An 18,427-nucleotide genomic window follows, 5' to 3' on the forward strand; every position below is an offset into this window, starting at 1 on the left:
TGCCGATAGATGTTCCGACGGCCGCTTTTTGTAAGGGTTTTGCGTGTGCAAGCGAAAACGGAATCGACTGCCATGACTGCTGTTGAAGATCAGATGACCGAGACAACGAAGAAATACAACGAGATTGCTGGAGTTCGGCTTCCGCTAGGGGATCCGTTTGCGGCTGGAAGTCTGGCTGCTGCCCCCCCGCTGCTGCCGACCGAAGATCTTCTCAATGAGCTGGCGGAAGCTAGCATTCGTCTGGAGGATAAGAGTCCGCTGGCAATTCTTGAGTATGCGATTGAGCGGTTTGCTCCCCGGTTTTCGATGGCGACCGCTTTCGGTCCCGAGGGCATGTCGATTATTGCGATGCTCGCAGAAATTGCGCCTCAGACACCGATTTTTAATTTGGACACTGGGTATCAGTTCAAAGAAACTCTTGAGCTAGTCGACACGATTCGCGAAAAATATGGCATTCAAGTAGAACTGCGGCGGCCGAAGTTAACAGTTGAGCAGTACGAGCAGTTGCACGGGGGGCCTGTTTATACTCACAATCCCAATCAGTGCTGCGGCGACAGAAAGCTTGCTGTGCTGCAGGATGCAGCCAAAGGTCTACATGCTTGGGCGAGCGCGATCCGTCGTGATCAAAGTTTAGATCGAGCGAAGGCTCCCATTGTTGGTTGGGATAAGAAGTTCCACTTGGTCAAGGTCAGTCCCTTGGCTAACTGGACCAAGAGCGACGTTTGGAAGTACTTGCTTGACAAGAAAGTGCCTTACAATCCATTGCATGATCAGGGCTATCCAAGCATCGGCTGCTGGCCTTGCACGCGAGCCACTGGATCGGGTGAGGACGAGCGCGCGGGGCGATGGAGTGGTAAAGGTAAGACCGAATGCGGTCTGCACACTCAGGATTAACTGTCAATCGATTTAATAGATCAGTACATTTAGACCAATGGCAAACAATCCAATCTCGGCACGACTTCACTACGCAACCATCGCAATGATTGAACTAGCCTTGCAGTATCAACGCAACGGTTTGACCTGCGTGCGCGATATCGCCGACAACCACAATATTCCACTTCCTTTCCTGACGCAGATTCTTAATCAGCTGCGATCGTACGGCCTTGTGTCGAGCGTGCGAGGGGCAAGTGGTGGTTATAAACTGAGCCGCCCGCCCGAGGCCATCACAATGGCTGATATTGCGTCGGTTTGGTCTTGTCCGTCGGAGAATGTACATGATCCTCGCGCGTCGGCAATTGAACAGTTGAGCCATAACGTGTGGTTAGATGCGCACAACCATTCCCAGCAATATTTAGAAAGTATCCGCTTGGATGCTCTGCTGGAACAAGCGACCAGTGCATCCAACATGTTTCACATCTAGATCGATTTTCGGAAGGCAAACCGGATGGCTAAAGTCGTTGTAACTCGGCAGATACCTAGCATCGGCATAGACAAGTTACGTGAGAAACACACCGTTGTGGTTCATGACCATTCGGAGCCGCTCGGTCGGAACGAACTGTTGGCCTTCATCAAAGGAGCCGACGCGATCCTTACGATGTTGGGCGACAAGGTCGACGAAGAGTATTTCGACGCCGCCGGTCCGCAACTCAAGGCCGTAGCGAATTACGCTGTTGGCTTTAACAATATGGATGTCAGCGCGGGCACCAGGAGAGACATTCAGTTAGGGAATACGCCTGACGTTTTAACCGATGCGACCGCAGACATCGCACTCGGTCTGATTCTTGCTGCCGCAAGAAATTATGGTGCAGCGACGCGGATGGTTCGCGAGCTAGGCTGGCGCAGTTGGGATCCCATTGGATTGTTAGGCATGGACCTTGTCGGGAAGACGCTTGGTATTGCCGGAATGGGACGTATCGGCGAAGCTGTCGCCAAACGCTGTCATCACGGCTGGGACATGCAGGTTCTGTACACTTCGCGGAGCCCAAAAAACGATGTAGACCATCGTTTGAGTGCTCGTCGAGTCGACCATGATGAACTACTGGCTATGAGCGATGTTATTAGCATCCATGTCGATCTAAATTCGGAAACGAAGCATCTTTTCGGTAGTGAGGCGTTCTCCAAGATGAAGCGAACATCGATCTTGGTAAATACCTCGCGCGGACCCGTTGTGGATCAAGCTGCCTTGTATGAAGCTTTGAAAGCTCAAACGATTTTTGCAGCAGGACTGGATGTGACCGATCCCGAACCGCTACCAGGCGATAGCACGTTGAGAGAACTGGACAACTGTTTTATCTTGCCGCACATCGGTTCTGCAACCAAGGCCACGCGCGATGCGATGGCCGTGCGCGCCGCCGAAAATATCTTGGCGGCCTTGGATGGAAAGGCAATGCCGTATCCTATCAACAAAGTTCCCACAAGAAGCTAAGCTGCTCGCTTGCAGTACAGATTAGTAAAGTAAATGTCTGTGTCGTATTGAACCGGATAGCGATCCAAAATGTAATCGATGTCCAACTGCGTGAGTTTTTCGTTCTGTTCGTCGATAACGTGAACGTCAAAGCCTCGGTCTATGAGCGCTTCGAGAAAAGTGCGTGGGTCATTGCCGGTCAGTGTCAGGCCTCGTGGCCAGAACTCCGTGATGATCTTGAGGTTTCGGTTTTCGTCAAGCAGTTTCTGCATCCCGTCGAAGGCGACTGCTTCAGCGCCCTGAATGTCAAACTTGATCAAGTCCACAGGTCGGTCAATTTGCGATGCATATTCGTCTAATGACACGGTCTGGACTTCAATGCTGTCGCGATTGTCATCGGTCTTGTAGATCCGATGGTCGCCGAAATTCTTAGGATTCCGGTAAAGTTGAAGAGTTGAGCTGCTGTCTGACACCGCTTTTTGGATCACGGTGACGTTTGCATAGCCGTTTTGAGCCACATTTTTGCAGAGCAAGCGGAAGTTGGCTGGATCGGGTTCAAACGCGTAGACATGCCCAGTGGGACCGACCAGTTTTGCAAACTGCAGCGTGTAGTAACCAATGTTTGCGCCGACATCGAAGACGACCTGCCCCGGTAAGATAAGGTCCTGAACCAGTTTTGTCTCAAAAGGCTCGAACCATCCGCGCTCGCTTAGATGGCTGGTTATAACTTTGTCGTCTGGATCGATATCCATCTGGTGCCCGAAGGCGTAGCACTTTGATTTCTCGATCAAGTGTAGTTTGTCAAGCGAAGACTGAATGCGCTGTAACGCACGCTCTAGAACTTCGATTCGAGCATTCGCATGATTAACGCTGTGCGCAAGACCGCTGCTACGAGTCAACCATCGGAGGTTCTTGCAGATGAGCTTTACTTTATCGATGGCCTTAACCATGGCATACGCTTTATTGTTAACGATCGAATGCAGACCTAGGCTGCTCTTGGCGGCTTCATTTGACGTTCTCGCACATCCAAACTCCAGAAGCAAGGTGATTTTCCGTAGTGCTCAAGAAAACTAGTAGCTTCGGGACGGATATGCTCTTCGAAATACTCAAGCGCTTTTGGTGACCAGACGACGGGAAGATTGAACGGCTTTTTCAGTGAGAATTTGGTGATTAGCTTTTGGCGCCGACGGGGCGATAGTTTCGCCCAGAGCCGACTTGGCAATGGCGAAGTGCGAATGAAGCGATACAAGTGCGTATCGTAGGTTTTTGTTTCAGCGGGGTTGAGCTGCGCGAGTTGGATCGATTCCGGTGCCATCGCTTCCAGTCCGAGGAACGCGAAACACTTGTTGATCTCTTCGGCCGGTGATCGCCTTAGATCCTTGAGAAACAAGACGTGGATCTGAGAATCAGGTACTTGCTTCCGATAGTGATTAATCAGTCGCCAGTACTTTGTATCGGCTATGATGTTCGGCAACGCATCTAATGTTGCAGTGAAGTCAAATGGCGGAGCGATGCCGTATTTGTCACCCGAGGCATGCATCTCTCGGTAGCTCGACTCCATCCGATTGACAGGGTCGCGAGCAAGAAAAATAAATTTGCAATTCGGGGAGTGCTGCAAAATGCGTTCACATGCAACGACTGCGAACTCTTCAGAAGAATAGGTCGTACTGGCTTCAGAAACCGAACGTTCACCTTGGTAGCCGACGAAGCTATCCTCGTACCACTGCCAACCCAAACTGTAGTTTTCGGCGAAGTATCCTGGCTCTTTGCCAGGACACATGAATACGTCAGGATGACTTCCTAGCATATCGGCTAACGTGGTCGTGCCACATTTGCTGAATCCAGGGATAATGAAATCGATCTTCACGTTATCTATCCAATTGATCGTCACAAGCTTTGACGGCTTGCGTTAGGTTAAGTCATGCGATTTGTTTTGACAGCTAGGCTGCCTTCCGCTGACGCTGAACTTTAGCCGAATGCTCATGTAACTTAAGGATGACAGGTGCATCGGTGTCTTCATTGGACTTGAGCGATTCGAGCTCCATAAGAGCCTCATTAAGCCGCTTCCAAACAGCATCGTAGCTTGCCCAACTCATCATCTTTTCCCGACAACGGTTTGACATTGCGCTGTATTGCGAAGGAGACTCCTTGGAGAACTCGTAGCTTTCGCGAATACTGTCGCGGCATGATGTCCAAACCAATCGTCCCCACGAGGTTCTCAAACGCAAACGTGAGTCATGGGGCCACGCGGCTGGCTCGGCATGGGACTCGACTACCCATCCCAATGAATTGTCAAAGTAATCACCAATCGCGGAATGGTCGGGCGAAATCCCTGGTCGACCGGCCGAAAGGTAGTTCATCAGCGGCAAACAGTTACCTTCCGCTTTAGTCGTCTGCAGGTAATAAGTCGATGCTTGCGCGAGAGTTGCAAGGGCCTCTTCGGACATGTAGTCGACCACAACGGCTACCTTACAGCGATGCGGAATGTCGCGGTCCTGATAGTACTGCATGACTTGTTCCGCAGCCTCGCGTCTGCGGGTGATCAGTTTGAGAACCAAAGTAGCGTCTTCTTTGTCTCCCAATGCATAAAGGTATGCATTCAAGAGGTCTCGCCAGTTCTTGCGCCCATCGTCAGGATTAAAGATACTGGTGTAAACGACACCCGAGAGCTGTAGAACGGAAGTGCTAGGCTGGTTCAGGTACAGCGTGTCAGGCTCGCTTTGATGCGTGGCGCGTTTCCTACGCCGCTCGCTTCTGCGATGCTTCATGGAATCAGAAAACTTCTGATAGTTTTCTGGTCCCAGTACACTCTTGTAAAGTTGCCGTAATCCTTGTGAAAACTGGCGTCGAGCTTGCTTGAAGCAGCTCTTCCTTGTCTCGTATTCAACTTTTTGTTCGCCATTAATCGACTTCGGCCAGTACGCTCGACAAGGCACGGTGATATTTTGGTCGTAGTTCCAATCCGCCAGTTCAAAATAGGACTCGGGTGTAGGCACCGGGACAACGCTGATCGGGCATGTGGCACCTCCGCGTCGCATGGAGTCAACTGTGAAGGGGCCTCCTACGATGACCATATCCGAGTTGTTGGCCATGGCAATCCAATTGTTACGTGGATTGTTATCGAATTCATGATCAGGAACATCCGGGAACTCCCACGCAGGCACGATTACGTTGGGTGCCGCCTTGCACATTACAACATCTTGGAATGGCAAAAAGCTGACGTGGATCGGAGCAAGTCCACGATTGCGAGCGTCAATAGCTGCTTGTTCCAAATTGAATTTGGGTTCGGGAACAGGAATGACCTCACCATGTCTGCTAAGCAATCGCGTGAAAAGCTTGGCGACAAAGTCGTACGAATAGCCAGGCGTGCCTAGGTTCTTGCCACTTGTTGATCCAGTCATGTAGCATGTTAATAGGATCGCTTTCTTGCAGTTTGAATCGCGGCTCTCCGCGTTTTCATTCGACATGATTGACTCGTTCTTCATAGCGATTTATCTTGAATCCGACTCTAGTTCAGTAGTGCTGTTAGCTTAAGAATTTTGGGTAGCTGTTGCTCGGGGCGTCGATTTGCTTGCTCCGAAGGGCTGTTGGCAAAACTCTGACTTTAAATGGGCTTTTGCGCCACAATGACTTGACTCTTGGGCATCACCATGTCAAGCCGATTTGCGATTTTATCACCTCCTGGACAATCCATGAGTGCATTCCAGGTTTGCGACCAGTGTGCTAACACGGGTTTTTCTTGAGCACCGAATTCTTGTTCGGCGGCCCAAAACAGCGTCCACCACATTGCCCAAAAGAAGCTTTTGTAGGAGCGGTTTACGATGGTGAGGCCAGCGTTCTGAACTAGGTCTGCAAACGCTGCACGCTCAAAGACGCGAATATGATTCGGATGTTTCCAATAAGCCTCGGGCGCGAGATCTTTTTGGACAGCTTCACTTGCGGGATCGGGCACCGCTAACAGAAAGAGTGCGCCGGGAGTTGCGACTCGTTTCAATTCTTCGATCACTTGGCTGGGATCAGCGACATGTTCCAGGACTTCAAGACAAGCGATTCGAGTGCAGGTGTTGGATTCAACTGGCAGCGGGTTGGTATCGCTTGCTTCGCCGCGAAATGATTTGGCTTTGGTGCGTTTCAGGCGGCCAAGAGTCTTGTCGACACATTCCTGAGAAATGTCTGTAGCAATGACGGATGCGCCTTGGTTACCTGCAAAAACACTCACGCCACCATCGCCGCAGCCGACGTCGATGAACGTGTCTTCGGAGCAAATAGGGAATCCGCTAGCGAGTTCGCCAGTTTCATCGTTAAACCAGCCGTTGCGTTGGTCGCTGCGAAAGCCAACATTACCTGCCTTCGGCACTGGACCGTGCATTTTCCGCCGCATCCGCGCGACAAGTGGCTTAAGGACAGTACCCATGATTTGTTCCTGCAGTACGTTAAACGAGAAGGTTATGGTTACCTTGCTCACGTTTGTTTTGGGCCTTCGAGTTACCGAACTCAGCCCATGCTTTGGGAAGCTAAGTACTTTTGCGATCTTGAGTCAATATTGTTTAGTTGGCTTCGGATCTAAAACAGAAAGTTCTCACAGGAAAATCACGAAAGTTGGGCAATTTTGATACTTCCATGGCTATGCAACCGGCGACAGTTATTTGCTAGCATCACTCCAATCCCCCGCTTTGAGCCAACAGCAGACAAGCTCATAAAGCAATCCGAATCTGAACATCGGCCATCGAGTAGCTTGTAAGGTCACGGCCAAGTTCCCGGTATCCAAACAGAACTTGGTGAGCGAGCCACACCGGTAGGCTGCGTACCTACGGCCCTGTGTCAGGTTGCCTAACACGAAGCGAATGTTTTGTCAGATAGAAGACACATTCCAAGAGCCGCCCTCCCCTGGTGCTCGCCGCCACAGGTGGCCAAGTTAAACTACGCGCTCCTGCGCAATTCATGTGCCGAACGCTATTGCCCCCGTCCGTTATTCCTAGTTCTAGACTGGAGAGGAGCTAAGGCACGAAGCGACACCGCAACACGTCTAGGAATTGGCAGGAGAATGACGGTAGAAGAATAAACTGCTGTTTTCATTCTCTTGCCTTCATTTTTTGCCATAAATCGAGCTACGAAGTAGCGGCATTCTCTAGCCTGGAGTGGAGCTGCGGTACGAAGCGGAACTCCAGGTTGCTAGTCACCGAAAGTCTTGAGCTGCGAAGCTGTGCCATTCGTTGCTGCAAATTAAAAAGCGAGCCCAATCGCGTTCGTTCCGGCTCGCGTTTAATGTACGTCGTGAATGCAGGGGCGGCAGCGCTGCCGCCCCTGCATGAGCGTCGACCGGGAGAGATCAGTTCTAAAACGGCATGCCAATACGTACTTGTTGGCTGTCCTAATACGATTTTACACTTGAGCGAGGCCGAGAGCCTAGCATACAGTTTGTGGCTGCTTGAGCCAATTTCAGCTTGTCGCATCGCCAATCGACCGGATCGTTTGGAGCCGCGCGTCGTCAAGAAACGCCCGAACAGTTATCGCTTGCTGACGGAGCAGCGACCGACCCTCCGGGCTAGCCTACGAAAAAGTGATAACCTTTGCGAAACCTATCACTTACGTACGCAACCGTACCATTCGGGTGTAGCACCTTTCGCCTCTCGGCTCCTTTGCGTTTCTCAAGAAATAAGGCCGTCGCCATCCTTTTCCTTCTCTTTCTGTTCTTCCTTTTGTGCCTTTAGTGTACTCCCGTCAAACCAAAGTAATTTAAATGCACGAGGAAAAGTAAGAGCCACAATGCGACTGTCACTCCAAATGCAATTATGGCTGCAAGACAACGTCCAATGATTGAATTTGGAAACAGCAATGCTATGCAAGACGGGAGGCACAATACAAGTAGACTCACAAGCGCACGATATTCAAGAATTTCTGCTAGCACGGACTCAGCAATCACAATTATGAAGGTCGCCGCGATGCACCAAATAATCGACGCCCACTGAATCACTCCTGCTTGCTGCTCCGGTACCGGAGTCAGGGAAATCGCACAACGAAGTAGTCATGGCCAATTATTTGCAAGGAGTATGGGAATGGCAAGTCTCTGAGTTTGACTAGCATTTCATTTCCCTTCGTACACGGAAGTTTGCTCGCATGGCTGCTACCTTCGTTCGTAAACTTTACAAACACTTTGAAATAATTTCCGATCCACGAGTCCCTCGCGAGACCAATCACGAACTGATCGAAATCATTTTCGTCACGCTTTGCGCTGTCATTTGCGACGCCAACAGTTGGACTGATGTGGAACGGTTCGCTACCGCCAAACGCCTTTGGCTCCGCAAGTACGTGCGATTAGACAATAGTATCCCATCGCACGACACACTAGGACGTGTTTTCTCTCGTTTGGATTCCCTGCAATTCTTTGCTTGCTTACAGGCATGGGTTACTGACTTGGGATGCTCATTGCGTGGCGAATCGGTCGCGATCGACGGAAAGACATTGCGGGGTTCCTTTGATGCTGCAGCGAACAAATCGGCGTTGCATACTGTGACGGCCTTTGCAGGAGGCTTGCGGTTGTGCTTAGGATGCGTTGCGGTCGATGACAAAAGCAACGAGATACCTGCTGTCCAAACTCTCATCGACATGTTGGACCTGAAAGGAGCAGTGGTGACTGCTGATGCCATGCATTGCCAGCGTGAAACCGTCGAGCTCATACGTAACAAGGAAGCGGAATATCTCTTAACCGTCAAAGGCAACCAACCGAAGCTACTGGAAAGCATCGAGGAACTTATGCTTGACGCAGTAGATAACGAGAAGCTTCGTCGCAAGGTAAAGCGAATGTCGAAAGCAGAAATCAATCGAGGCCGCGAAGAGTTCCGCCAGTGCGTGTTGATGAACTGTCCAAAAGACCATCCTGAGTTTCGCAAGTGGGCGGGTATTCAAACGATTGGCGTGATTCATCGATTGCGAGTAGACGGCGAAAAAACGAGCGAAGAGTCAGAGTACTTCATCAGTTCGTTACCGCCTCGGGTGCGAGATATTGCCAAGAGGCTGCGCGGTCACTGGTCGATAGAGAACAGCCAACATTATGTACTGGATGTAACTTTTACAGAAGATAGCAGCCGAATCCGCAAGGGTACGGCGCCAGAAATTAGTTCCGCATTTCGACGCTTTGCTTTGAACATTCTCCAGCGCGACACTTCGATCAAAGATAACATTCGCGGCAAACGCAAAAGGTGTGGCTGGGATGACGATGTTTTCTCGCGGCTCATCCAACAAATTTAGCCATCCGTTGTGCAATTGCCCTGGTACCGGAGTGCTCAAAGCTTTATATGGATTAAGTTGCATTTACCTGTATCAAATCAATACACTCAATTATGGTAGCAGTTGCTCGTCGCGAAGAACAATAGGTCTTGCTGACACGGCATTTTCAAAACCACCACAACAAATTGTTGCTCTGAATGTATTATCCAATACAGCAGTTGGGAGGTGTTTTGTGCTCGTACGACCAATTGACTTCCTACGGTGCTTGTATCCGGACACGTCGATAGATTCCATCATTAATCTGGTTCTTTTCATCAACAATCTCAATCTTAGAATGCATTTGTTCATTGCACACGACAACCCTCAATCCCACGGCGTAACCTACCCAAGATTGCTCACAAAGAATAAGTCGCCAGGCTGTATTCCCATCAGTGAGCGGGATTTCTTCACATTGCGCAACTACGAAAGGATCAGACTTGTCGTGAGAATCCGGGCTCAACGAATTCAGTCGTTCGTTACAAAGACCCAGGGCAATCTCTTTCGCTTCATCTTCCGTACACCTCGAATACCCCTCGAGTTCACGCGGCATAGAAAAAGTTGAGTGGAGGAATTTGTCTTTCTCATCGCTCAACTCCAAAGGATAGTAATTGTTCACGCGAATTTCCCAATCGAACAGTTCGCCGTTTCCATTAAGTGTCATACGGCATCGAAGGTTTGAAAAGTTTACAAATCCAAAACTAGGATCTCTGAAGTATTCAACGGTGCAGTCCCAAAAGTAATTGCCCGATCTCCGTTGGAGGCATGCACTTTCAAGTTCCACGCTGAAATCTTTCAGTTCCGGCGCAACCAAGCTAAGTTGATCTAACAGATTTTGGCAATTGACCAGCAAGTTCTGAGGCGCTATCACGTTTTCCAATTTGCTCAAACGTGACTCGTCGAACGTGAACGTTACTACGTATCCTTCTACCAAGGTAGCTCGTTCCTCAGCAACCGCCGTCGCAGGCAAACAGAGAAGCCACGATAGGACAAACAGTCTTCTCAGAGCAAAAGCTTTCATATTGAAACAGCCCAAGGGTTTGGTAATTGAGCGACTGAAAAAGTGACTCCACCAGGATTAGCCGTTGGAATGCACAGGTAATGTCCTGCGACAGGATCGTTTTTGAGTTATTTAATTTGAGCATTTATCGCCACTCGAGACAATCGCTTCACGTAAAAGGGGACCGATTAAGTGTAACTTCGATTGCTTCGAATTCACCGCCAAGCTTGACTTGGTGGATTGATGATCCCAATCGCAACGAATCGATCATCATTCGACTGGGACAAGCCCAATCGTGACGCGAGTGCAGTGATGCGTTAGGCTGGTTATGATCCCGTCTCGACCGAGGCGAGCTCGGTCGGGTAACATTCCGCGTAGGTCGATGCGAGGTTTGTTGCTCTTGCTTTACAAGTCCAACTGCTCATCTAAGAAAACTGCTCCTATCCAATACTCAGACATCGATCTGTCACAGTATCGATCCGAGAAGGAAGCTAGAAAATGCCGATATCTTCCCATTTTGGTCTGGAGAAGTGTCAACGAGGGCTCCCTTTGACATGTCCAAGCATTACTTTCCAGAATTTTCTGCCTCATCGGAGATCTCTGAGTTCAACAGCATTGGCAATGTTATGTGCTGGACTCTAGTGCTCGGTATTGCTTTTTTGAAGGGTTTAACCAGGCTGTCATAATTCTCGACGGGGAAGGGATATATTTTTCCCCATTGAACTACAATTTGAAATGTGGCTGGATCTACACCATCGAGTTTTTCTCCGTCTAGGACATATACACAACTGCTGTAGCGGCGCCTTGCAAGCAAAATGTCAAGTAACGAGCTATCTGATTGAAAGGATTCTTTAAAAAGTGATATACCTACAACCTCTTCGACAGAACCACCTCGGACTCTACTGTCATAGAACCTCACTCCCAATGAAGACGCTGCTAGTCGAAAGTTGTCATTGGAACTGACCATTGAGTTTGCGACCTTGAAGTCGCCTCTCTCGATGTTTGCAACGAAACGCTTAAACGTTAACATCGGCCAACGTACCCATGCCACGCTTAATGCAATGAGAGCAAGTGTGACGAACAAGCCTCGAACGCTGTATCGACATAGACATTTGAGCCTAAGGACGCAAATTGGCAAAATTGATTTCATCGCTGCATTCGATGTAAACTGGCGTTATCATGTCTACCTTGCTAACATTGCAAGTCTATTCGGTATTCTCTTGAAGTTCACTAGGTTAAGGTTTAAGTTTCTTACCGTAACGGATGAAGGCCTTTTTGGGCTCGTTTTTGATTGCAAGTATGCAGCGCGGCTGGATGCAGGCGGATTAGCTTTAGCAGTTGAGCGGACGAAATGCTGAGGCTGTCGGCGGCGGCGGAAACTTCAAATTCATGCCGTTCAAAAGTGTCGATCGCATCCGCCAATAACGCCGGGAAATCGGCGTGCGATTCTCGAATCATGATTCTTCCATGGCGAACCCATTTTTGCCAAGCCGGTGAAAATGGGCTTCCATCCTCCGTACGATAATTTGTGGCTAGCGCAAGCCGCAATCGAAAAATTGCCAGCTCTCGATTGGTCAACTGGCTACGAGCCTCCGAGGCCTGACCAACGATACCACTCGAGTGCGTTACGACCACCGCGGTGTCTGTCTTGTTGCGATGTTGCCCGCCAGGGCCGCTGCCGCGCGTAGTGCTCACTTCACATTCGCGCAGCAAGAGTTCGTTGGAAAGATGGGAAGGATGCATTCGAGAATCGCTATTGATCGCCAACTTTATCGTCAGTGCCTTCATCGCTGGCCGGCGGCTCAGGTGGCAGAGAAGCTGTGAGCTCATGGCTCTTGGAAAGATACGCGTCGATCTGCTGCAGGCGTTCGGGCGTCAAAAGCGAAGGCTTGGAGGTTCTTAACTGTTCGACAAAGTCAGCCAAGTGCTTCAGCTCCCATTTTCGTTCGTCCGAGGTTTCTGTCCCTAACAAGACTTTGAGACGAATTTCAGCGGCATCGATCAGCAGTCGGTCGGCAGTCTGCACAAAATCAGCCACGCTCGGCCCGGCTAAGGCTAGATCGACAAGCTCGGGAATGGAAAAATAAAGATTATGAATTGCAAGCGTTTGCACGCGAGGCCAAAGTTCGGCTGCGAGAGCGTTATGCGTTTGCGACCACGTTTGCAAATCCCAGCTTGAACCTGAGTGAGATAAATTCAGCAAGTCGACAAGGATCTTGGCCGCACCTTGCTTGGCTGACCACTGGGTGTTGCCTTCCACGAGGTCCCATCGTTTACGGTTCAATTGGGCATTGGAGTTTGCGGTTATAAGATGGTCGGTAATGGCTGGACCAGGAATCTGCACCGCTGGAGCTCGATCCATGCCATAACTATCCCAACGAACGAGCGCGGTTTTGTAATTGAAGTGTCGAACTTCGAAAGTCTGTGGGCAGAATTCGTTGCCAGAGTTATCGAATTCTGCTTGGTAGACAAAAAAGCCGACTACGATCACCAAGACGGCGACAACCGCTATGATTGCGTTCCGCATGAGAGTAATTCCCGTATAAGTTGCAAGTAAGCTTCGAGTATAATAGGTTTCCGCTCTCTGCGTATCGCCCTAGAATGATAAGATACTTCTAGTTGCGGTTTTGCACTTTTGCATAAGGCGGCACGGAACGCTATCAACTGCCGTCTCACTCGAGGTTTATTGCGATGCGTCAATTTGCTCAAGTCTGTGCCGATTCTTTCAAGCTCTATCTCTGCAAGCGAATTCTCCAGACGGACTTCCTACCGCGTTTGTGTTTAGCGACGGTGTTCATTACCCTTTCAACAGCCAGCGCAGTTGCTCAGCAAGGTTTCAACAACAATGGGTTTGGTCCTCAGGCGGCCGGTGCTAACGCGTCGACGGTTGAGTTCAAAGGTGTGCTCAAAGGTTCCGAAGGAAACGTAATTCAAGTGCAAGGAGAAGACGGCTCGCCGCTTTTCATTATGCTGCCGCGTGAAAAACGCAACATGGAGTATCAGGCAGATTTGGAACTGGCGCAGATTCCACAAGGGATGTTGGCGCGATTTAAAACAAGTGTCGAAGCAGTCCAGTCAAATTCGATTAAGACATCAACGATCGATTTGTTTGCGGCCGAAGAACAAAGAACGGTTAATTTACGAAATCCCCGCGAAGCGATGAACGTTGTGCCGGGCGTTTATTTCCTATCGCAAATGGGTTTCGCAAACTCGACCGAAGTTCAGATTGTTGGCGGCATAACAGGCTTCAAAGACAAGACGCTGACTGTGAATGCAGGCCAAGCAGTTTCGATTGAGGTCGGTGAAGACGTTGATTTAACGTTTCGATCAAGTTCTATGCAGTTGGCAAAACCAGGGGATGAGGTTGAGGGAGTTGGGCTCGCGTATAACGGCCAGAAAAATCAGATTGCTGCAACCAAGCTGACGGTAGTCGGAAAATTCACGGAGTCAGAACTAGAGGCTGCTGGAAAAAAGAATGCAAAGAAAAAACGCTCGCGCCGGGCTCGAGAGTTAGAACCAGATGAAAAGCCAGAGGAAACGAACGGTGACGTCGACTCGATTAAAGAATAGAGCTGCGATGCTTTGCGAACGAATTATCGGAACTGCATCGCAAGGCTGAAACTGGAAAAGCCAAATGACTTGCTATCCAGGCAGGCGAACACAATGGTGCAAGCGATGGTTTATGAAACGTCGCTCGACCGATGCGAGGGGTGAGTCTGTTGATATAACTTTAGAGCAACGGGAATGTCGTGCATTTTCATCCAACGTCCGTGTGTCTTGGAAGTGCTGGAGACCATCGTTTCCGGTGTGATTTTACCTTTTTCGATTTGGGCTCTGAAATCTTGCTCGGTGATAGGTCCGACGGTCTTCTGACCGCCGAAGAAACCGTGGCGTAGGAAGTACCAATCTGCAGACATCTTTCTTACCTTTCGACAAACCTGGCGAAGTGATTGCGGCTTGTGCATCCGGTTGCGACATCAACGACAGCGGGCGTTCCACTCGCTGTATCGGTCCAAAGTACTGGGCCTGCCGAATTGTCTAACCCAAAAAATCAATGGGAGTTAGAAACCCAGGTCAAAGGCAAATGGACCAGCCATCAAGGCAATTTAGGTGGGGAAATAACGAAAATCGAACACCTTATAGTAACACAACAGCCATACTGGGTTCGAACCTGTGGCAGAAATATTGAAAAAATTTCGGAGAAGGCGAAACTTTTCTCTAGTTTTAGGTTCGACGCTGCAGCGTCTAATTCGGGCAGCAAGTGTGGCCAAAACTAGGCCATTGGAATAGTTTGGTTCGTCCAATCGTGGCACTCTCGAGCCCTTTTTGGTCTTTCGCTCGACTTGCGTCAGATTGTAAGTTCCACGGTCGGGGTGCGGGCTATTCTTAGATTCTTAGCCAACGGAGTGGTCGAGTATGAAACGGTTCCAGCAGTTATCCGCCTCATTGATTGTCGTACATTCGGCCTTGCTTGCATGCACCGTATCGGCGCAAGAAGCAACCAAGATCAAAATCGCATCGCCAACCAAATGTGATGCATGCGAAGCGCACCAGAAGCTTAAAGCGATGGGAGATGCCTCAAATGTTCTAAATTTGAGCAACCTACCCATCAATCTTTTTGAAGCATCGGTGAACAGTCCCGTCAAGTTCGCGATTGATACGCCGTCTGTTGATTCGCAGGACCGATTGTTTACCATAACTTTATGCGGACACGTTTGCGATGGCGAGCGTTGCTATGTAGAAGACGACACAACCGCGACCGTGGCAACAGCAAACGTCACTGACAGCGCTGATGCACTGATACAAGCTGACTCCAGTGCGCCACCCATGCCGATGTTACAATCAAAAAGGTCGCCATCTAAGACGGTAACGATTTCCGATAATACTTCGGCGGAAGTTACATTGCGTGAACCAATAGAATCAAACGTTGCAAATTCAAATGGATCTCAGGACGCAGAACTTCGCGCAAAAGTAGAATACTTAGAACGAATGCTAGAGCAGGAGAAAAATCACTCCTTAGAAATTCGTGAGCTGCTGGAGGTCAATTCAGAACTGCGGGCAGAGGCTTCGCAATTGAGCGTGGCAAATGAGTTAATGGACTCAATGATGGAGCTGATTGTTGAGAAGACAGAACTGCAAGCGGAATTAAGGGCAGCCAAGGAATGGATCGGGCAGAAAGTCGCCGAAAGTTCCAGCAGCCCTGGAGCGACTGCGGCGGCACTTGAGGAGTTGCGGATGTCGGTGGCAGCGATCCAAGCCGACTTGAGCATACTCACTACCAAGCAAATGACTTCGGGTAGTGATACCAAACCGCCCGTGCCGTTCGCTCGAAGTACTTATGTCCCGCTGTTTTCGCTGGATAGCACGTCTCAAGCTGAATCCTGTGGACATTGCTTGAACTCAAGTGCTTCTTTGGTGGCAGACGTTCCTTGCACTACACAAAACAGTGGTGATTCATGTCCTGAATGCGAGGCTGAGGAAATAACGAAGAGTCCGGAAGTCGCCGACGCTTCGCCGGTGAATCCCGGCGAAACAGTTCGCAACTAGCGTATTCGGTTCAGAAATTTCGGCGGTGGTGCAAAATGCGAGTAAAACCAATTCTCTTATTCGGCTCGCTGCTCGCATTTTGTCCCGCGTTCACATTCCAGGTCAATGCGCAACAATCGTTGGCGCAAACATCGCTGGATGACTGGGAAGATATATTCTCTGATGTGGATTCCGTCGGTGAAAATGATGCCCAGACGGATGAACCGATTGACGCGTCGGAGCGTCCGAAGCCGCCGAATCTAAATCTTCCAGAGAATATTGACGAAGTCCCGATCGTTTTCGAGCAAACAGTTTCGCCAGAGATTCATGCCTGGACGCGATGGCTATTGCTCAAAAATTTGCCACCGGTCTATGAGAATAACAAAAAGTGGGGCAAGACCAAAGAAGCGTACGATGGATTTCGCTTCCGGCGTGAAGGCCTTAAGATTGAAACGTATCGTAAGTGGAAAACTGTCAAGCAAGGTACGTGGTCGCGCTACTTCATCGAGTTTGAAGATCCGGAAAATTTGCTTGAGTTAAAGATCGACGGGTTGCAGCAAATCAGCGATTCCAAGTTTGCATTTCGAGTTGGCGTTGCTGTGCCGCTCCACGTTTTCGGACGTGTCGCTCAGTGGCAACGCGATGTACAGTTGATTTCAATATCGACCAATGCCGACGCGACGGTGGATCTTGCTGTGGACTGTGAATGTGAGGTGCGAGTTATACCGCTTACCTTCCCTCCCGAAGTGCAATTCCGTCCAAGAGCAACCGCTGCTTCGGTCAGCTTGCGAGAGTTTGAAGTCCATCGGATTTCACAGATTCATGGTCCGCTGGCTGAACATTTAGGCAAAGGGCTGCGGCATGTGTTAGACAAAAAACTCGAAAACTATAATGACAAGTTGGTCGAGAAAATCAATCGGCAGCTCATCAAGCAAGAAGATAAGCTGCAGATTAAACTCCACGATCGAATTTCAGAGTTGTTTTCAACTGCTTCCGCGCAGACTGCTCCCTAACACAAGCGCGAACAGTTACGCATTTCGTTGGAGCACAATTGTGAATTCGCGACGGTTGTAGCTGAGTTGCCGGGCCTCGATTTTTTGAAAACCCCAATCTCGCACTCGGTTCACAAATTCAGACTCGAGCAAGGCGGTTGCTGGGTCCTTGCATTTGATCGTTAGCACGACGCCTTGGCAAGTATTCGACTCGTGAGTCACGATTGCACCGACGGTATCGATGGTGTAATTGGGAGCGACATTGGCATCGCAAGCCAAATATTGGAACTGAGAAAAGAAGCGGCGTTTGAGGGCAATCGCGCGTGAGCGAACGTACTCAAACTTGGGATGAGCCATAATTGCTGGGTCCATTTCTGCAGGATCGACTCCAGTGACTCGCAGGCCGCGATCCAAAAAATATTGACAAGCACCGCCAGGCGAGCTTCCGATTTCGACCACTTGCTGGTTGGGTTTGAGTGGCAGTCGAGCCCATTCAACGGCTTCGGCGATTTTCAGATAAGCGCGGCTGATCATCGTAACTGGCAAATCGAGTGGGGGCACGCCACCGGGCCAGCAGTCGTGCCTTTCGTGGACGCGGTGGGCGCCAATCCACCAGCGATTGGGTTGCTCGATGATGATGTCGATGACTTTAGTATTGTGGCTGGCGACCGTGTTAACGGTGCTGGCTCGCACGTCGTCCCGCTCTTTTAAGCGAGTTCGAAAAGCGTGAGCGATGGCTGAGACGAGTGGGGTAATTCCGGGCTCAAAGCCGTTCTTGCCAGGCATATCGCTGTCGACTTGCCAAACGTGAAGCGCCTCCCAGTCCGCTTCGTCGAACTGTTCGAAAGCGCTCGTGACCAGCTCGAACGTGCTTTCTCCTTCAATCTTTGACAGGATGTGGCCGCTACTGCGTACAAAAGTGTCGCGCGGGACATCGCTGGACCACAAAGACACCGGGTATCGGGACTTGAGGGTAACAAAACCTGGCCGCGAGTACGCTAAGCGATACCCGTCCTCATGGTTGCAGCAGCGTTCTTTGACGATCGACTGCATGCCGTGTTGGCAGGCTGTGTAAAAAAATGGGCTAAGCAAGATGTTCCTATTTATCGAAGTCTATTCCGCTTCAATTGCTGGCAGTAGCGAGCACTGGGCGGTTTCAATTGAGTAATTTTGTGGGAGCGAAGTCGCAAAATAAGTGGGGAGTGGGTAGTATGCTAGTTAATTCGTCGACGGACGCGCCAGATTCTTGCGCCGAAAGTGTCCTTTGGCGACAATTTACCCAAGTTGCTGATGACGCTTGAC

The 18,427-nt window shown here is 49.9% G+C and carries 16 protein-coding genes; 7 read left to right on the top strand and 9 right to left on the bottom strand.

The genetic code is table 11. From position 1 onward, the window contains the following. Window positions 1-93: 93 nt before the first annotated feature. From SH451x_RS02685 to SH451x_RS02695, 3 genes are read left to right on the top strand one after another with little or no spacing between them, the layout of a single operon-like run. On the top strand, window positions 94-894 hold the full coding sequence (locus tag SH451x_RS02685; RefSeq protein WP_479362872.1) for a phosphoadenylyl-sulfate reductase: 801 nt from the start codon (window positions 94-96) through the stop codon (window positions 892-894). 37 nt (window positions 895-931) lie between these two features. After that, a complete protein-coding gene (locus SH451x_RS02690; protein WP_479360813.1) occupies window positions 932-1,360 on the top strand; it encodes an RrF2 family transcriptional regulator in 429 nt (142 codons plus the stop codon). A 24-nt stretch (window positions 1,361-1,384) separates the two neighbouring features. After that, window positions 1,385-2,365, top strand: a complete 981-nt coding sequence (locus SH451x_RS02695; RefSeq protein ID WP_479360814.1) for a 2-hydroxyacid dehydrogenase — start codon at window positions 1,385-1,387, stop codon at window positions 2,363-2,365. Here the strand turns inward: SH451x_RS02695 and SH451x_RS02700 are convergent. From SH451x_RS02700 to SH451x_RS02715, 4 genes are all read right to left on the bottom strand, one after another. Continuing rightward, window positions 2,362-3,294, bottom strand: a complete 933-nt coding sequence (locus tag SH451x_RS02700; protein WP_479360815.1) for an FkbM family methyltransferase — start codon at window positions 3,292-3,294, stop codon at window positions 2,362-2,364. The genes SH451x_RS02695 and SH451x_RS02700 overlap by 4 nt on opposite strands. 35 nt (window positions 3,295-3,329) lie before the next feature. Continuing rightward, on the bottom strand, window positions 3,330-4,211 hold the full coding sequence (locus tag SH451x_RS02705; RefSeq protein WP_479360816.1) for a sulfotransferase family protein: 882 nt from the start codon (window positions 4,209-4,211) through the stop codon (window positions 3,330-3,332). A gap of 73 nt (window positions 4,212-4,284) precedes the next feature. Next, entirely contained in the window at window positions 4,285-5,811 is a 1,527-nt protein-coding gene (locus SH451x_RS02710; RefSeq protein WP_479360817.1) for a glycosyltransferase, read from the bottom strand. 137 nt (window positions 5,812-5,948) lie between these two features. Further along, window positions 5,949-6,758, bottom strand: coding sequence for a class I SAM-dependent methyltransferase (locus tag SH451x_RS02715; protein WP_479360818.1), 810 nt, complete (start codon window positions 6,756-6,758; stop codon window positions 5,949-5,951). 1,703 nt (window positions 6,759-8,461) lie between these two features. On the opposite strand from SH451x_RS02715, the gene SH451x_RS02720 reads away from it, so the two are divergent. Next, window positions 8,462-9,592 carry an ISAs1 family transposase gene (locus SH451x_RS02720; RefSeq protein WP_479360819.1) on the top strand — a complete coding sequence of 377 codons (1,131 nt, stop codon included), beginning with the start codon at window positions 8,462-8,464 and terminating at the stop codon, window positions 9,590-9,592. Between the two features lie 235 nt (window positions 9,593-9,827). Here the strand turns inward: SH451x_RS02720 and SH451x_RS02725 are convergent, their stop codons facing one another. From SH451x_RS02725 to SH451x_RS02735, 3 genes are all read right to left on the bottom strand, one after another. Continuing rightward, the gene (locus SH451x_RS02725; protein ID WP_479360820.1) at window positions 9,828-10,628 is read right to left on the bottom strand and encodes a hypothetical protein; all 801 of its coding nucleotides are present in this window, start codon (window positions 10,626-10,628) and stop codon (window positions 9,828-9,830) included. 1,230 nt (window positions 10,629-11,858) lie between these two features. Further along, window positions 11,859-12,350, bottom strand: a complete 492-nt coding sequence (locus tag SH451x_RS02730) for a peptide chain release factor family protein (RefSeq protein WP_479360821.1) — start codon at window positions 12,348-12,350, stop codon at window positions 11,859-11,861. A gap of 10 nt (window positions 12,351-12,360) precedes the next feature. Continuing rightward, window positions 12,361-13,134, bottom strand: a complete 774-nt coding sequence (locus tag SH451x_RS02735) for a hypothetical protein (protein ID WP_479360822.1) — start codon at window positions 13,132-13,134, stop codon at window positions 12,361-12,363. A gap of 164 nt (window positions 13,135-13,298) precedes the next feature. Between SH451x_RS02735 and SH451x_RS02740 the strand changes: the two genes are divergently transcribed. Further along, window positions 13,299-14,177: a hypothetical protein gene (locus tag SH451x_RS02740; RefSeq protein ID WP_479360823.1), complete on the top strand. Its 879-nt coding sequence runs from the start codon at window positions 13,299-13,301 to the stop codon at window positions 14,175-14,177. A gap of 110 nt (window positions 14,178-14,287) precedes the next feature. Here the strand turns inward: SH451x_RS02740 and SH451x_RS02745 are convergent, their stop codons facing one another. After that, window positions 14,288-14,524 (bottom strand): GYF domain-containing protein, encoded by a 237-nt coding sequence (locus SH451x_RS02745; RefSeq protein ID WP_479360824.1) that lies wholly within the window; start codon window positions 14,522-14,524, stop codon window positions 14,288-14,290. A gap of 499 nt (window positions 14,525-15,023) precedes the next feature. Between SH451x_RS02745 and SH451x_RS02750 the strand changes: the two genes are divergently transcribed. Then, a complete protein-coding gene (locus SH451x_RS02750) occupies window positions 15,024-16,154 on the top strand; it encodes an intermediate filament family protein (RefSeq protein ID WP_479360825.1) in 1,131 nt (376 codons plus the stop codon). 35 nt (window positions 16,155-16,189) lie between these two features. Then, window positions 16,190-17,146 carry a hypothetical protein gene (locus tag SH451x_RS02755; RefSeq protein WP_479360826.1) on the top strand — a complete coding sequence of 319 codons (957 nt, stop codon included), beginning with the start codon at window positions 16,190-16,192 and terminating at the stop codon, window positions 17,144-17,146. A 15-nt stretch (window positions 17,147-17,161) separates the two neighbouring features. On the opposite strand, the gene SH451x_RS02760 is transcribed toward SH451x_RS02755, so the two are convergent. Next, window positions 17,162-18,217: an SAM-dependent methyltransferase gene (locus SH451x_RS02760; RefSeq protein ID WP_479360827.1), complete on the bottom strand. Its 1,056-nt coding sequence runs from the start codon at window positions 18,215-18,217 to the stop codon at window positions 17,162-17,164. Between the last annotated feature and the right edge of the window lie 210 nt (window positions 18,218-18,427).

The organism is Njordella aestuarii (genome assembly GCF_056494165.1).

Bases quoted from the DNA above. Each gene is read 5' to 3' on its own strand.
- SH451x_RS02685 (WP_479362872.1), top strand. From the start codon at position 94: ATGACCGAGACAACGAAGAAATACAACGAGATTGCTGGAGTTCGGCTT.
- SH451x_RS02690 (WP_479360813.1), top strand. From the start codon at position 932: ATGGCAAACAATCCAATCTCGGCACGACTTCACTACGCAACCATCGCA.
- SH451x_RS02695 (WP_479360814.1), top strand. From the start codon at position 1,385: ATGGCTAAAGTCGTTGTAACTCGGCAGATACCTAGCATCGGCATAGAC.
- SH451x_RS02700 (WP_479360815.1), bottom strand. From the start codon at position 3,294: ATGGTTAAGGCCATCGATAAAGTAAAGCTCATCTGCAAGAACCTCCGA.
- SH451x_RS02710 (WP_479360817.1), bottom strand. From the start codon at position 5,811: ATGTCGAATGAAAACGCGGAGAGCCGCGATTCAAACTGCAAGAAAGCG.
- SH451x_RS02715 (WP_479360818.1), bottom strand. From the start codon at position 6,758: ATGGGTACTGTCCTTAAGCCACTTGTCGCGCGGATGCGGCGGAAAATG.
- SH451x_RS02720 (WP_479360819.1), top strand. From the start codon at position 8,462: ATGGCTGCTACCTTCGTTCGTAAACTTTACAAACACTTTGAAATAATT.
- SH451x_RS02725 (WP_479360820.1), bottom strand. From the start codon at position 10,628: ATGAAAGCTTTTGCTCTGAGAAGACTGTTTGTCCTATCGTGGCTTCTC.
- SH451x_RS02730 (WP_479360821.1), bottom strand. From the start codon at position 12,350: ATGCATCCTTCCCATCTTTCCAACGAACTCTTGCTGCGCGAATGTGAA.
- SH451x_RS02735 (WP_479360822.1), bottom strand. From the start codon at position 13,134: ATGCGGAACGCAATCATAGCGGTTGTCGCCGTCTTGGTGATCGTAGTC.
- SH451x_RS02740 (WP_479360823.1), top strand. From the start codon at position 13,299: ATGCGTCAATTTGCTCAAGTCTGTGCCGATTCTTTCAAGCTCTATCTC.
- SH451x_RS02745 (WP_479360824.1), bottom strand. From the start codon at position 14,524: ATGTCTGCAGATTGGTACTTCCTACGCCACGGTTTCTTCGGCGGTCAG.
- SH451x_RS02750 (WP_479360825.1), top strand. From the start codon at position 15,024: ATGAAACGGTTCCAGCAGTTATCCGCCTCATTGATTGTCGTACATTCG.
- SH451x_RS02755 (WP_479360826.1), top strand. From the start codon at position 16,190: ATGCGAGTAAAACCAATTCTCTTATTCGGCTCGCTGCTCGCATTTTGT.